This window comes from Streptomyces sp. NPDC127068 (assembly GCF_042724695.1).
GTDB lineage: Bacteria > Actinomycetota > Actinomycetes > Streptomycetales > Streptomycetaceae > Streptomyces.
The window spans coordinates 43,292-57,662 of sequence record NZ_JBHXEN010000054.1 but is presented as its reverse complement, the minus strand read 5'-3'; the positions used below and the strand labels follow the sequence as shown (position 1 = coordinate 57,662).

The window sequence follows — 14,371 nt, the reverse complement described above, 5'->3', positions numbered from 1 at the left end:
GGTCCGGAGAGTCTCCGGACCGGGCCGCGGCTGAGTCATGTCACACAGTGCGCCAGGTCAGCGCACCGCCACCGCACGCAGGCGGACATCGGCGCGTCGCTCGGCGGCGGCGTCCGCCTCGCTCTTCGCGCGCTCCAACGCCCGCTCCGCGCGCTGGACGTCGATCTCGTCCGACAGCTCGACGATCTCGGCCAGCAACGACAGCTTGTTGTCGGCGAACGAAACGAACCCGCCGTGGACGGCGGCGATGACGGTCGCGCCGTCACTCGTACGGATCGTCACCGGGCCCGACTCCAGCACACCGAGCAGCGGCTGGTGACCGGGCATGACGCCGATGTCGCCGGAGGTGGTGCGCGCGACGACCAGGGTGGCCTCGCCGGACCAGACATTCCGGTCCGCGGCGACCAGCTCGACGTGCAGCTCAGCAGCCAAGGGTGCTCCTCGGGTCACCACCCGGCGGGTGTGCCGGGTGTTGGGTCAAAAGTGTAGAGGCGAGGGCGAGGGGGCCGGGCAGGGCCCCCTCACCCATGAGCTCGGGGCTCAGGAGACGCCCAGCTCCTTGGCGTTCTTGCGCAGGTCCTCAAGACCACCGCACATGAAGAACGCCTGCTCCGGGAAGTGGTCGTAGTCCCCGTCGCAGATCGCGTTGAACGCGGTGATGGACTCGTCCAGCGGCACGTCCGAACCGTCCACACCGGTGAACTGCTTGGCGGCGTGGGTGTTCTGGGACAGGAACCGCTCGACGCGACGGGCACGGTGGACGACGAGCTTGTCCTCCTCGCCCAGCTCGTCGATACCGAGGATCGCGATGATGTCCTGGAGGTCCTTGTACTTCTGAAGGATCGTCTTGACGCGCATGGCCGCGTCGTAGTGCTCCTTCGCGATGTACCGCGGGTCCAGGATGCGGGACGTGGAGTCCAGCGGGTCCACGGCCGGGTAGATGCCCTTCTCCGAGATCGGACGGGAGAGCACCGTCGTCGCGTCGAGGTGGGCGAAGGTGGTGGCCGGGGCCGGGTCGGTCAGGTCGTCCGCGGGGACGTAGATCGCCTGCATCGAGGTGATCGAGTGACCACGGGTCGAGGTGATGCGCTCCTGGAGGAGACCCATCTCGTCGGCCAGGTTCGGCTGGTAACCCACCGCGGAGGGCATCCGGCCGAGCAGGGTCGACACCTCGGAACCGGCCTGGGTGAAGCGGAAGATGTTGTCGATGAAGAACAACACGTCCTGCTTCTTCACATCGCGGAAGTACTCCGCCATGGTCAGACCCGCGAGGGCCACGCGCAGCCGGGTGCCCGGGGGCTCGTCCATCTGGCCGAAGACCAGCGCCGTCTTATCGAGGACGCCGGACTCCTCCATCTCGTCGATGAGGTCGTTGCCCTCACGGGTGCGCTCACCGACGCCCGCGAAGACGGAGACGCCCTCGTGGAGGTTGGCGACACGCATGATCATTTCCTGGATCAGCACGGTCTTGCCGACACCGGCACCACCGAACAGACCGATCTTTCCACCCTTGACGTACGGGGTGAGGAGGTCGACGACCTTCAGACCGGTCTCGAACATCTCGGTCTTCGACTCGAGCTGGTCGAAGGCCGGGGCGGTGCGGTGGATCGGCCAGCGCTCACCGACGTTGGCGTTCTCCTCGGGGTGGTTCAGCACCTCGCCGAGGGTGTTGAACACCTTGCCCTTGGTGAAGTCGCCGACCGGCACCGTGATGCCCTTGCCGGTGTTCGTCACCGGGGCCTGGCGGACCAGACCGTCGGTGGGCTGCATGGAGATCGCACGGACGACACCGTCGCCGAGGTGCTGGGCGACCTCAAGCGTCAGCGTCTTCTTCTCGCCCTCGTTGGCCGGGTCGGCGACCTCGACGTGCAGGGCGTTGTAGATCTCGGGCATGGCGTCGACGGGGAATTCCACGTCGACGACCGGGCCGATGACCCGGGCGACGCGGCCCGTGGCAACGGCCGTCTCAACTGTCGTCGTCATTACCTGTCACTCCCCGCGTTCGCGTCGGCCAGGGCTGCGGTGCCGCCGACGATCTCGCTGATTTCCTGGGTGATTTCGGCCTGTCGGGCCGCGTTGGCAAGTCGGGAGAGCGTGTTGATCAGCTCACCCGCGTTGTCGGTGGCCGACTTCATCGCACGCCGCGTGGCAGCGTGCTTCGAAGCGGCCGACTGGAGCATCGCGTTGTAGATCCGGCTCTCGACGTACCGCGGCAGCAGGGCGTCGAGGACGTCCTCCGCCGACGGCTCGAAGTCGTACAGCGGGAGGATCTCGCCCTTGGTGGGCGCCTGGTCGGCGACCTCGTCCAGGCTCAGCGGAAGCAGCCGGCTGCCGACCGCGTTCTGCGTCATCATCGACACGAACTCCGTGTAGACGACGTGCAGCTCGTCGACCCCGCCATCGGCCGTGTCCTGCTCGATCGCGCTGATCAGCGGTCCGGCGACCTTCTTGGCGTCCGCGTACGTGGGCTCGTCGGTGAAGCCGGTCCACTGCTCCGCGACCTCGCGCTCACGGAAGTTGTAGTGGGCGACACCGCGGCGGCCGACGATGTACGTGACGACCTCCTTGCCCTCCGCTTCGAGGCGGGCGGTCAACTGCTCCGCCGCCTTGATCGCGTTGGAGTTGAAGGCGCCGGCCAGTCCGCGGTCGCTCGTGAGGAGCAGCACCGCGGAGCGGCGAGCCGTCTCCGCCTCCGTGGTCAGCGGGTGCTTGGTGTTCGAACCCGTTCCCACCGCCGTGACCGCGCGTGTCAGCTCGGTCGCGTACGGCGCGGAGGCCACCACCTTGCGCTGCGCCTTGACGACACGCGAGGCGGCGATCATCTCCATCGCCTTGGTGATCTTCTTGGTCGCGGTGACGGATCGGATGCGACGCTTGTAGACCCGGAGCTGGGCTCCCATGAGTCAGGTCCCTTCCTACGTCACTTGGAGACGTTGACGGCAGGCGCGTCCTCGCCGAGCAGCTTGCCGTCCGAGGTCTCGAACTGCTTCTTGAACGCCGCGACCGCGTCGGAGATGGCGGTGATGGTGTCGTCCGACATCTTCGCGCCCTCCTTGATGGAGGTCATCAGACCCTGCTCCTCGCGGTGCAGGTAGTCCAGGAGCTCCGTCTCGAAGCGGCGGATGTCGACGACGGGGACCTCGTCCATGCGGCCCGTGGTGCCGGCCCACACGGAAACGACCTGGTCCTCGGTGGCCATCGGCTGGTACTGCGGCTGCTTCAGCAGCTCGACCATGCGCTGACCGCGCTCCAGCTGCGCCTTCGACGCGGCGTCCAGGTCGGAACCGAAGGCGGCGAACGCCTCCAGCTCACGGAACTGGGCGAGGTCGACGCGGAGTCGGCCGGAGACCTGGCGCATCGCCTTGTGCTGGGCGGAGCCACCGACGCGGGAGACCGAGATGCCGACGTTCAGGGCCGGACGCTGGCCGGCGTTGAACAGGTCGGACTCCAGGAAGCACTGGCCGTCGGTGATGGAGATGACGTTGGTCGGGATGAACGCCGAGACGTCGTTGGCCTTGGTCTCCACGATCGGGAGGCCCGTCATCGAGCCCTTGCCCATGTCGTCGGAGAGCTTGGCGCAGCGCTCCAGCAGACGGGAGTGCAGGTAGAAGACGTCACCGGGGTACGCCTCACGGCCCGGCGGACGACGCAGCAGCAGGGACACGGCGCGGTAGGCGTCGGCCTGCTTCGAGAGGTCGTCGAAGATGATGAGGACGTGCTTGCCCTCGTACATCCACTGCTGGCCGATGGCCGAACCGGTGTACGGCGCCAGGTACTTGAAGCCGGCCGGGTCGGACGCCGGGGCGGCGACGATGGTCGTGTACTCCAGCGCGTTGGCCTCGTCCAGGGCGCGTCGCACGGACGCGATGGTGGAGCCCTTCTGGCCGATGGCGACGTAGATGCAGCGCACCTGCTTGTTCACGTCACCGGTGCGCCAGTTGTCGCGCTGGTTGATGATGGTGTCGACGGCCAGAGCGGTCTTGCCGGTCTGGCGGTCACCGATGATCAGCTGACGCTGGCCGCGGCCGATCGGGGTCATCGCGTCGACGGCCTTGTAGCCCGTCTCCATCGGCTCGTGCACGGACTTGCGCTGCATGACCGTGGGGGCCTGCAGCTCAAGGGCACGACGACCGCTGGTCTCGATGTCGCCGAGGCCGTCGATCGGGTTGCCGAGCGGGTCGACGACGCGGCCGAGGTAACCCTCGCCCACGGCGACGGAGAGCACCTCACCGGTGCGCTGCACCGGCTGGCCCTCCTCGATGCCGCTGAACTCGCCGAGGACGATGGCACCGATCTCGCGCTCTTCGAGGTTGAGCGCGAGGCCCAGGGTGCCGTCCTCGAACTTCAGCAGTTCGTTGGCCATGGCCGAGGGCAGTCCCTCGACCTTCGCGATGCCGTCGCCGGCAAGGGTGACCGTACCGACCTCCTCGCGCGAGGCCGCGTCCGGCTGGTACGACTGGACAAAGTTCTCCAGCGCGTCCCGGATCTCCTCCGGCCGGATCGTGAGCTCCGCCATCTGGGTTCCCTGCTCTCCTTGTTGGGCCCGAAGTTCTTTGGGGGTCTGGGGGCGACCCCCAGGAATCCTTCTGTACGGCCCAACCAGGGCCGTCGGACGTACGTTGTTCTGTTGCTCAGCCGGCCATGCGGCGGCTGGCTTCGTCGATGCGGTCCGCGATGCCGCCGTTGATGATCTCGTCACCGACCTGCACCCGGATTCCGCCGAGGACCGCGGGGTCCACGTCCAGGTTCAGGTGCATCGCCCGCCCGTACAGCTTCGCCAGGGACGCACCCAGGCGCTGCTTCTGCTGATCGCTCAGCGGTACGGCCGAGGTGACGATCGCGACCATGCGGTCACGGCGCTCCGCGGCGAGCTTGGACAGGGACTCCAGTCCCGCTTCCAGGCTACGTCCCCGGGGCCGGGTGACCAGTCGCGTGACCAGTCGGGTGGTCTGCGCCTGGGCGCGGCTGCTGAGCAGGGTGCTCAACAGCTGCTCCTTGGCGGCTGCCGTCGCGGTCCGGTCGGTGAGCGCGGCACGCAGCCCGGTGTCCGAGGAAGTGATCCGGCCGAACCGGAACAGCTCGTCCTCCACGTCGTCGAGCGTGCCGGCACGCTGGGCGGCCGTGAGGTCGGCGACGTCCGCCAGCTCCTCCAGCGCGTCCACCAGGTCGCGGGAGCGCGACCAGCGGGAACGCACCAACCCGGAGACCAGGTCGACCGTCTCGCCGGAGACCTGCCCGTCCAGGAGGCGACCGACCAGGCCGGCCTTGGCGTCCCCGGACTGCGCCGGGTCGGTGATGACCCGACGCAGGGACACCTCGCGGTCGAGCAGCGCGGTGACCGAGGCCAGGTCGTCAGCGAGCCGCGACGCGTCGACGGACGTGCTGTCCGTCAGTGCGTCGAGCCGCTCACGCGCCGTGGCCAGGGCCTCACGGCTGGCTCCGTGCAGCGCACTCACCGGGCGGCCTCGGCCTTCACGTCGAGCTCGTCGAGGAACCGGTCGATGGTGCGGCTCTGTCGGGCGTGGTCCTCAAGGGACTCGCCGACGAGCTTCCCGGCCAGTTCGGTGGCGAGCTGACCGACGTCCCGGCGCAGCGCCTGAGCGGCGGCCTTGCGGTCGGCCTCGATCTGCGTGTGACCAGCGGCGATGATTTCCTCACGCTGGCGCTGGCCTTCCGCGCGCATCTCGGCGATGAGCGTGGCGCCCTGCTCCTGCGCGTCCTGACGCAGGCGCGCGGCCTCGTGCCGGGCCTCGGCGAGCTGGGCCTTGTACTGCTCCAGCACGCTCTGGGCTTCGGTCTTGGCCGCGTCGGCCTTCTCCATGCCGCCCTCGATGGCCTCGCGGCGCTCCTCCAGAACCTTGTTGATGTTCGGGAGGAGCTTCTTGGCGAGGACGCCGAAGACGATGACGAAGGCGATCAGGCCGATGACGAGCTCAGGGATCGGCGGAACGAGGGGGTTCTGCTCCTCGGTGGCCGCCAGAATGAGCAGCTGGCTCATATCAGTGCCTTTCGTCTAGTGGCTGGTCGTGGCGAGACGTTTAGTAGCCATAGACGAACGGCATGACCAGACCGATGAGGGCGAGCGCCTCACAGAAGGCGAAGCCGAGGATCTGGTTGGCGCGGATCAGACCGGCGGCCTCGGGCTGGCGGGCGAGGGCCTGGGTGCCGTTACCGAAGATGATGCCGACGCCCACGCCGGGGCCGATGGCGGCGAGGCCGTAACCGATGGAGCCGAGCGAGCCGGAGACAGCGGCAAGGGTCTGGGACATGCCAGTTCTTCCTTTTCTTTACCGGACCGGTGGGGGTTGGCCACCGGACGAATGTGGAACGGAGGGGAGGCTCAGTGGTGCTCGGCGAGCGCACCCTGGATGAAGCTGCACGCCAGGAGCACGAACACGTACGCCTGGAGGGCCTGGACGAAGAGCTCGAAGGCGAGCATGACCAGGACCATGATGAACGAGACACCCGCGTAGGCGATGCCGATGCCGTTGAGCAGGTACCAGGCGGCGATGGTGAAGAGCACCAGCAGCGTGTGGCCCGCGAACATGTTCGCGAACAGTCGCACGGCGTGGGTGAAGGGCCGGACGAGCAGGTTCGAGAAGAGCTCGATGGCCATGGCCAGCGGGAGCACCGGTCCGAGCGACTTGTCGTATCCGGTGAAGTTCTTGAAAGCGCCGACGAAACCGTGCCGCTTGAACGTGAGCGACACCCAGACGACGTAGACGATGCCTGCGAGCGCCACCGGGTAGGCGATGACCGACGTCACCGGGAACTGGGCCAGTGGGATGATCGCCCAGAGGTTCATGATCCAGACGAAGAAGAACAGGGAGACCATCAGCGGGACGTACTTCTCGCCCTCGCGCTTTCCGATGGTCTCGTGGACGATGCCCCGGCGCACGAAGTCGTAGCCGGCTTCGGCGATCATCTGGAGCTTGCCGGGGACGATCTTGGGCTTGGCGAAAGCGGCCCAGAAGAAACCGATGATGATGATCGACCCGAGGATCGCGAGCAGCATCGGCTTGTTGAAGTACAGGTTGCTGTCCGCGTCGCCCCAGATGGGCTTGAACAGGAACGAGTGCAGGCCGGGAGCCGGGAAGCCACAACCGTCGAAGATGTGGCAATCGGTCTCGAAGGCGAGCACCTGCGTCGGGTCAGCACTCACCGCGGGCTCCTTCGTGGCGCATAGGTACGGCAACCTCGTTGTGTCGGCGCGGCACGCAGCCGCAATACGGCACTGGACTGGTGTTACGGGTGTGGGGGCGGCGGTCGGGCATCAAGCCTCGCGCTAGAGCAGGCGTCAGCTTGGATGCCCGCGCCCGCGATGCCGCAGTTGGCACCGGACGATAGCAGTAAGTCCGTCCCGCCCTTATACCGGCCCTACCCCTCACGACGAGGAACCGGTCTTCGCGGGCTTCTCACCCTTCGATTCCTCGGGTTCCACGTAGAGAATCTTGGCCTTCATGTGGGCGCGGGCCTGAGCCCCGATCCAAGCGAGCGTGGCCACGACGAGCGTGATCGCGAACGTCTTCGGGTGGAAGAGATCGGTGTCCTTGAAGGTGGCAAGGAAGACGAAGAGCAACAGGATCTGGGTCGTGTAGAGCATCAGACCCATGCCCTGGAACAGCTGCGGGAGCGACCTCGCGATGCGCAGGAGCACCACGAGTCCGATTCCCATGAAGAGGATCACGACGACGGTCGCCACAGCCGCTCCGAGTGCCCCCTTGCCGCCGGCGACCGCGGCACTGATGCCCGCGGCTACGGCTCCCACGGCTGCGGTGGGTACGACGGCATGGATGACGGTGCGTGCGTCTTGGGACGGCATGGCGGCAACTCCGCTTACTGGATGGGGGCAGGTGTCGTCATGGACGAGCGTAAACCCGGAAATCGAGACAGAAAGTCGGTCCAGAAGGCCGTCGCACTACGGTCCTCCGGCGCTACCCCGGGTTCTCGTGAACGGTATCACAAACTATTTGATGAGGTCTTTACCTGTGAAGTGTGCCAGCAGTCACGCTTGAGAGTGAACCAGCCCATATGTGCATGACAGAAGGCTCTTTGGCTGGTATTGAGAGTGTTTGCCTGGCCGGTACGGTACGGAGAGTTGGCCACAAAGCGTCAGCGAGCGAGCACATTTCGCGCACGCGGCGGTCCGGTGAGGACTGCGGTGACCGCTGGAGGAACCGCTCCGCCGGCCCGTGGGCCCCGCGACGGGCGCCGTTTCAGCGCGAAGTGTCGGCCCGGCGGCGGTCGCGGAAGCGGTGCCGGAGGCCGGATGCCGTCGCCCCGTTGACGCCCCCGGCCCGGACGGGCGTGGACGAACCCCCCGCCGCCGCGGCCCCGTTGACGCCTTCGGTGTCCCCCGCGGCGCGGTCGGCGCCCCCGTCCTTCACCGCCGGGACACCCTCCGTTCCCGCGAATGTGCCGGAACCGTTATCCCCCGCCGCCCGCACACCGCGCGACGTCCCGGCGGCAGCACCCACACCGGCCGCGACGGGGACTTCGGTACGGCTCGCGCCCGGGTATCCGGAGACCGTCGCCGCGGCGGGCTCCGACTCCCCCTCGGCGCCGGGGAGTTGCTCGGCGGCGCCGAGGGGGAGCTTGCGGCGCCGGTAGCGGGGCGGTACGAACGCCTCCGCCCAGCGCGGCGCGCGCGGGGTGAAGCGGGGCAGCAGGAGCAGCACCAGGCCCACCGCACTGAGCACGGCGACGCCCAGGACGATCCACATGGACGCGGCGTTGACCGAGTAGGCCAGCGTGCCGAAGGAGATCAGCGCGGCCCAGAAGTACATGATCAGCACCGAGCGGCTGTGCGAGTGACCGCTGTCGAGGAGCCGGTGGTGCAGGTGTCCGCGGTCGGCGGCGAACGGCGACTGGCCGCGCCAGGTGCGCCGCACGATCGCCAGGACGAGGTCGGCGGCGGGCAGCGCGATGATGGTGAGCGGCAGGATGAGCGGGATGTAGACGGGCACCGTGGCGTGCACCGCCTCCCGCAGGCCGCCGGCCTGCCCGGGGCCGAACAGGCTGTCCGGGTCGACCTGACCGGTGATGGAGATGGCGCCCGCCGCGAGCACCAGACCGATCAGCATGGAGCCCGAGTCGCCCATGAAGATCCGCGCGGGGTGCATGTTGTGCGGCAGGAAGCCGAGGCACATCCCGAGCAGCAGCGCCGCGAACAGGGTCGCCGGGGCCGCGGCCTCCAGGCCGTAGCCGAACCAGAGGCGGTACGCGTAGAGGAAGAAGGCCAGGGTGGCGATGCACACCATGCCCGCGGCGAGCCCGTCCAGCCCGTCGGCGAAGTTGACCGCGTTGATCGTGATGACGACCAGCGCCACGGTGAGCAGCGTGGACTGCCACTGGGTGAGCGCGACCATGCCGACACCGGGGATCGGCAGCCAGAGGATCGCCAGACCCTGCATGACCATGACGCCCGCGGCGATCATCTGGGCGCCCAGCTTGATCAGCGCGTCGAGCTCGAACTTGTCGTCCAGGACCCCGACCAGCCAGATCAGCGCGGCGCCGGACAGCAGGGCGCGCGGTTCGCTGGAGCCGTCGAAGACCTCACTGAGATTGGTGAGGTGGTTGGCGACGAGGAGACCCGCGCAGAGCCCGAAGAACATCGCGATACCGCCGAGCCGGGGCGTGGGCTCCCGGTGCACGTCACGGGCGCGGATCTCCGGCATCGCCCCGGCCACGATGGCGAACTTCCGCACCGGGCCCGTGAGCAGATAGGTCACCGCAGCCGTGACACAGAGCGTCAGCAGGTATTCACGCACAGGCTTCCCCACAGGTGTCTTCGGCCAGCTCAGCCCCACAGCCTAGCCTCGGGTGCATGGGTATGGGGACTTCCGGGTAGCGAGCATGGTTGCACGGAGAACCTATGGTCCCCGTCATCGTCGCCCGCCGTACCGCTCCGCGCGCATGTGCCCCCGGCGGAAATGCGTCACCCCCGCTGGTCGGGGTACTGCGGGAAGGCCGGCCGTGCACGGACGAGTGTTCGTACCTCGTCCCGGACGGACGTTCCGACGATCTTGCCACGGAGCGGCGCCGCGAACAGTACCGCGATCCGCGCCGCTTCCGGCTCGCCCCTCCCCCGGACGGTCGTCGCGGCCGTTTCCAGCCGCGGTGCGCGGCCTTCCCTACCGATGGGGGCACGGGCCCCCTCCACCATGATCCCCGCCGCCGCCAGCAGACCCTGTGCGGCCCTCGGGCCGCGGCCGAGCGGACGGACCGGGATGATCACTGCGGGACCCGTACGACCGTGGGGGCGGCCTTCGGAGGGGCGTGGGCCGCACGCCCGGCTCCCCCTGCATGCCGCCGCCGGGTCCGGGGCCCGGTGGCGGCCGGTTCAGCGCCCCGCGGTGACGCCCGTCAGCGCGGTGACCACCGGGTCCAGCGCCTCGTGGATCTCGTCGCCGATGGAACGGAAGAACGGCAGCGGCGCCCCGTACGGGTCGAACACCTCGTCGGCGTCGACGGACGGCGCCAGCAGCCAGCCGCGCAGCGCGGCGGCGGCCCGCACCAGGGCGCGGGCCCGTTCGACGACCCCCTCGTCGCGGGGGTCGGGCAGGGTCGCCGGGTCGATGGCGCGCACCAGCCGGGTGAACTCCTTCAGGGTGAAGGTGCGCAGCCCCGCGGAGTGGCCCATGGAGATCACCTGCGCCCGGTGGTCGCGGGTGGCGGTCAGCACCAGGTCCGCGCGGATGACGTGGTCGTCGAGGAGTTCGCGTCCGGTGAAGCCGGTGGGGTCGGCGCCGAAGTCGGCGAGGACCGTCTCGGCGTTGGTCTCCATGGGCGCGCCCTCGTGGCCCCAGGTGCCCGCGCTCTCCACGACGACGCCGCCGCCGAGCGGGTCGCCGAGCCGCCCCACCAGGGCGTGCCGGGTCAGCCGCTCGGTGATGGGCGAGCGGCACACGTTGCCGGTGCTGACGTGGAGGATGCGGAACGTGTCCCCGGTGCCGGTGACCCCCGTGCCTATGCCACGCCCCTCAGGGGCCGTCAATTGGCCACCTCAAGGTCGGGTACCACCTTGCGCAGCTCGTCCGCGTCGAGGGCGCCGGCGCGGAGCAGGACGGGCACCTCGCCGGTGACGTCCACGATGGACGAGGGCACGATGCCGGGCGTCGGGCCGCCGTCGAGGTAGACCGAGACGGCGTCGCCGAGCATCTGCTGGGCGGCGTCGCAGTTCTCGGGGGCGGGGTGCCCGGTGAGGTTCGCGGAGGACACGGCCATCGGGCCGACCTCGGTGAGCAGTTCGATGGCGACCGGGTGCAGCGGCATCCGGACGGCGACGGTGCCCCGGGTGTCACCGAGGTCCCACTGGAGCGACGGCTGGTGCCGGGCGACCAGGGTGAGCGCTCCGGGCCAGAACGCGTCCACGAGTTCCCAGGCCAGCTCGGAGAAGTTGGTGACGAGCCCGTGCAGGGTGTTCGGGGAACCGATGAGCACGGGGGTGGGCATGCTGCGCCCGCGGCCCTTGGCGTCGAGCAGGTCGGCGACCGCCTCGGAGCTGAAGGCGTCGGCGCCGATGCCGTAGACCGTGTCGGTGGGCAGCACGACCAGCTCGCCCCGGCGGACGGCGGACCCGGCCTCACGCAGACCGGTGATGCGGTCGGTCGCGTCGTTGGTGTCGTATCGCCGTGCCATCTAGCGGGCCTCCTCGTGCGCGTTCTGGGTGTGGTTCGGGGGCCGGGACGTCACGGGCGTGCCTTGCGCGCGGTCGCGAATCGGGGCCGGTTGTTGAGGTCGGGGTGGTCGGCGGCGTCGGCCCAGCCGGCTTCCTCGCTGAAGATCCACGGCACCTGCCCGCCCTGGGTGTCGGCGTGTTCCACGACGACGATGCCTCCGGGGCGCAGCAGTCGGTGGGCGGTGCGTTCGAGGCCGCGGATGGTGTCGAGGCCGTCGTCGCCGGAGAACAGCGCCATCTGCGGGTCGTACTCGCGGGCCTCCAGCGCCACGTGCTCCCACTCGGTGAGGGGGATGTACGGGGGGTTGGAGATGACGAGGTCGACCTGGCCGTTCAGCTCGGGCAGGGCGGCCAGGGCGTCGCCCTGGTGGACGCTGACGCGGGAGCCCTCGGTGTTCTTGAGGGTGTAGACGAGGGCGTCCTCGGAGAGCTCGACGGCGTGCACCCGGGAGCGGGGCACCTCCTGGGCCATGGCGAGGGCGATGGCCCCGGAGCCGGAGCACAGGTCGACGATCAGGGGTTCGACGACGTCCATGGCGCGCACGGCGTCTATGGCCCAGCCGACGACCGATTCGGTCTCCGGCCGGGGCACGAACACCCCGGGTCCGACCTGGAGCTCCAGGTACCGGAAGTAGGCGCGTCCGGTGATGTGCTGGAGGGGCTCGCGGGCCACCCGGCGGTTGATGGCCTCCCAGTAGCGGGCGTCGACGTCGGAGTCGGGGACGGTGTGCAGCTCGCCCCGCTTGACGCCGTGCACGAAGGCGGCCAGTTCCTCGGCGTCGTTGCGCGGCGAGGGCACGCCCGCGTCCGCCAGGCGCTGGGTGGCCTGGGCCACTTCAGCGAGCAGCAGACTGCGGGGGCCTGGGGGTCGACCCCCAATGGGTGGCTGCACGCTAGTCCTCCGGAGCTGAGCTGTCGGTGGGCGCCGGGGGCTCGGTCGGCGCCCGGGGGTCAGGCGGCGGCGAGCTTGGCCGCGGAGTCCGCGTCGACGCACGCCTGGATGACCGCGTCGAGCTCCCCGTCGAGCACCTGGTCCAAGTTGTACGCCTTGAAACCGACACGGTGGTCGGAAATGCGGTTCTCGGGGAAGTTGTAGGTGCGGATCTTCTCCGAGCGGTCGACGGTGCGCACCTGGCTGCGGCGGACGTCGGCGGCCTCCCGCTCGGCTTCCTCCTGGGCGGCGGCGAGCAGCCGGGAGCGCAGGATGCGCAGGGCCTGCTCCTTGTTCTGGAGCTGGCTCTTCTCGTTCTGGCAGGAGGCGACGACACCGGTCGGCAGGTGGGTGATGCGGACGGCCGAGTCGGTGGTGTTGACGGACTGGCCGCCGGGTCCCGAGGAGCGGTAGACGTCGATCCGCAGGTCGTTGGGGTTGATCTCGACGTCGACCTCCTCGGCCTCCGGGGTGACGAGCACGCCGGCGGCGGAGGTGTGGATGCGGCCCTGGGACTCGGTCGCGGGCACCCGCTGCACGCGGTGCACACCGCCCTCGTACTTGAGGCGGGCCCACACGCCCTGGCCGGGCTGGGTGGCCCCCTGGCCGCCCTTCGTCTTGACGGCGACCTGGACGTCCTTGTAACCGCCGAGTTCGGACTCGGTGGCGTCGATGATCTCGGTCTTCCACCCGACCCGCTCGGCGTAGCGCAGGTACATGCGCAACAGGTCCCCGGCGAACAGGGCCGACTCGTCGCCCCCGGCGCCGGCCTTGATCTCCAGGATGACGTCCTTGTCGTCGCTGGGGTCGCGCGGGACGAGCAGCAGCCGGAGCTTCTCGGTCAGGCCCTCGCGCTCCCGCTCCAGCTCCTTGACCTCGGCCAGGAAGTCGGGGTCGTCGGCGGCCAGCTCGCGGGCGGTGGCGATGTCCTCGCCGACGCGCGTGAAGGACCGGTACGCGGTGACGATCGGTGTGAGCTCGGCGTAGCGCTTGTTGAGCTTGCGCGCGTTCGCCTGGTTGGCGTGCACCCCGGGATCGGCGAGCTGATGCTCCAGGTGGGTGTGCTCGTCGACGAGTTCCGCGACGGCCTCGAACATCTCCGGGCTCCTGATCTGCGTGATGCGGGGTGCGGCCGGGGTCGGCTGCCGGGCGGGGGGGGCGGGCTTCCCGGCGGGGCCGGTGGGTGCTCCGCGGCGGATGCGGGGCGGAGCGGGCGGCGGGCGGGCCGGGCGGCGGGCCGTGCCAGGAAAAAACGCCGGTCCCGACCCGCCCGTGGGCGGCCGGGAACCGGCGCAGTGGGCTCGCTACTTCTTGGCAGCGCCCTTGCCGAAGCGGGCCTCGAAGCGGGCCACGCGGCCACCGGTGTCGAGGATCTTCTGCTTGCCCGTGTAGAACGGGTGGCACTCGGAGCAGACCTCGGCGCGGATGGAACCGGCCTGGATCGTGCTGCGGGTGGTGAACGACGCGCCACAGGTGCAGCTGACCTGCGTCTCGACGTACTCGGGGTGGATGTCGCGCTTCACGGTGTCTCCTAGGATCGGGAGGGCGCCGGGTCGCCTGCGCCTGCTGCGCGGGCGTGAACCGGGGCCGACGTACCAGTCTGCCAGCACTGGCCGCATCCCCCAAAACCGGGACGGTGGACCTGATATTCCGGACGGGACCGCCCGCGCCTCCGAAGGCCCCCGATCGTGACGGCATGCGATCGGAACGGGTCATGGTGTGATCGCTCCGGTGACGGTTCGTACCGGATGAGGGACCGT

16 protein-coding genes are annotated in these 14,371 nt (G+C 69.4%); all 16 read right to left on the bottom strand.

Translation table 11 applies throughout. The features are described 5' to 3' along the window. Nucleotides 1-57: 57 nt before the first annotated feature. Nucleotides 58-432 carry a F0F1 ATP synthase subunit epsilon gene (locus ACFWIA_RS28295; protein WP_387009881.1) on the bottom strand — a complete coding sequence of 125 codons (375 nt, stop codon included), beginning with the start codon at nucleotides 430-432 and terminating at the stop codon, nucleotides 58-60. A 108-nt stretch (nucleotides 433-540) separates the two neighbouring features. After that, nucleotides 541-1,983 (bottom strand): F0F1 ATP synthase subunit beta, encoded by a 1,443-nt coding sequence (atpD, locus tag ACFWIA_RS28290; protein WP_387009879.1) that lies wholly within the window; start codon nucleotides 1,981-1,983, stop codon nucleotides 541-543. Beyond that, complete coding sequence (locus ACFWIA_RS28285) at nucleotides 1,983-2,900, bottom strand: F0F1 ATP synthase subunit gamma (RefSeq protein WP_387009877.1); 918 nt, start codon at nucleotides 2,898-2,900, stop codon at nucleotides 1,983-1,985. The genes atpD and ACFWIA_RS28285 overlap by 1 nt, the downstream gene beginning before the upstream one ends. Before the next feature lie 20 nt (nucleotides 2,901-2,920). After that, nucleotides 2,921-4,516, bottom strand: coding sequence for a F0F1 ATP synthase subunit alpha (gene atpA, locus ACFWIA_RS28280; RefSeq protein ID WP_387009875.1), 1,596 nt, complete (start codon nucleotides 4,514-4,516; stop codon nucleotides 2,921-2,923). A gap of 115 nt (nucleotides 4,517-4,631) precedes the next feature. Next, nucleotides 4,632-5,447: a F0F1 ATP synthase subunit delta gene (locus ACFWIA_RS28275; protein WP_387009889.1), complete on the bottom strand. Its 816-nt coding sequence runs from the start codon at nucleotides 5,445-5,447 to the stop codon at nucleotides 4,632-4,634. 5 nt (nucleotides 5,448-5,452) lie between these two features. After that, nucleotides 5,453-5,998: a F0F1 ATP synthase subunit B gene (locus ACFWIA_RS28270; protein ID WP_387009873.1), complete on the bottom strand. Its 546-nt coding sequence runs from the start codon at nucleotides 5,996-5,998 to the stop codon at nucleotides 5,453-5,455. Nucleotides 5,999-6,038: 40 nt separating this feature from the next. Further along, nucleotides 6,039-6,269, bottom strand: coding sequence for an ATP synthase F0 subunit C (gene atpE, locus ACFWIA_RS28265; RefSeq protein ID WP_205069235.1), 231 nt, complete (start codon nucleotides 6,267-6,269; stop codon nucleotides 6,039-6,041). A 71-nt stretch (nucleotides 6,270-6,340) separates the two neighbouring features. Beyond that, nucleotides 6,341-7,162, bottom strand: a complete 822-nt coding sequence (atpB, locus tag ACFWIA_RS28260; RefSeq protein WP_387009871.1) for a F0F1 ATP synthase subunit A — start codon at nucleotides 7,160-7,162, stop codon at nucleotides 6,341-6,343. Between the two features lie 222 nt (nucleotides 7,163-7,384). Then, entirely contained in the window at nucleotides 7,385-7,822 is a 438-nt protein-coding gene (locus ACFWIA_RS28255) for a hypothetical protein (protein ID WP_387009869.1), read from the bottom strand. A gap of 394 nt (nucleotides 7,823-8,216) precedes the next feature. Then, the gene (locus ACFWIA_RS28250) at nucleotides 8,217-9,770 is read right to left on the bottom strand and encodes an MraY family glycosyltransferase (RefSeq protein ID WP_387009867.1); all 1,554 of its coding nucleotides are present in this window, start codon (nucleotides 9,768-9,770) and stop codon (nucleotides 8,217-8,219) included. 167 nt (nucleotides 9,771-9,937) lie between these two features. Continuing rightward, complete coding sequence (locus ACFWIA_RS28245) at nucleotides 9,938-10,237, bottom strand: hypothetical protein (protein WP_387009865.1); 300 nt, start codon at nucleotides 10,235-10,237, stop codon at nucleotides 9,938-9,940. Nucleotides 10,238-10,342: 105 nt separating this feature from the next. Next, complete coding sequence (locus ACFWIA_RS28240; RefSeq protein WP_387009864.1) at nucleotides 10,343-10,996, bottom strand: protein-tyrosine-phosphatase; 654 nt, start codon at nucleotides 10,994-10,996, stop codon at nucleotides 10,343-10,345. Then, nucleotides 10,993-11,640, bottom strand: a complete 648-nt coding sequence (locus ACFWIA_RS28235) for an L-threonylcarbamoyladenylate synthase (protein ID WP_385492136.1) — start codon at nucleotides 11,638-11,640, stop codon at nucleotides 10,993-10,995. The genes ACFWIA_RS28240 and ACFWIA_RS28235 overlap by 4 nt, the downstream gene beginning before the upstream one ends. Nucleotides 11,641-11,690: 50 nt before the next feature. Next, on the bottom strand, nucleotides 11,691-12,572 hold the full coding sequence (prmC, locus tag ACFWIA_RS28230) for a peptide chain release factor N(5)-glutamine methyltransferase (RefSeq protein ID WP_385492133.1): 882 nt from the start codon (nucleotides 12,570-12,572) through the stop codon (nucleotides 11,691-11,693). Between the two features lie 59 nt (nucleotides 12,573-12,631). Then, nucleotides 12,632-13,708, bottom strand: coding sequence for a peptide chain release factor 1 (gene prfA / locus ACFWIA_RS28225; RefSeq protein ID WP_387009861.1), 1,077 nt, complete (start codon nucleotides 13,706-13,708; stop codon nucleotides 12,632-12,634). A 207-nt stretch (nucleotides 13,709-13,915) separates the two neighbouring features. Further along, complete coding sequence (gene rpmE, locus ACFWIA_RS28220) at nucleotides 13,916-14,134, bottom strand: 50S ribosomal protein L31 (protein ID WP_385492129.1); 219 nt, start codon at nucleotides 14,132-14,134, stop codon at nucleotides 13,916-13,918. Nucleotides 14,135-14,371: the final 237 nt, after the last annotated feature.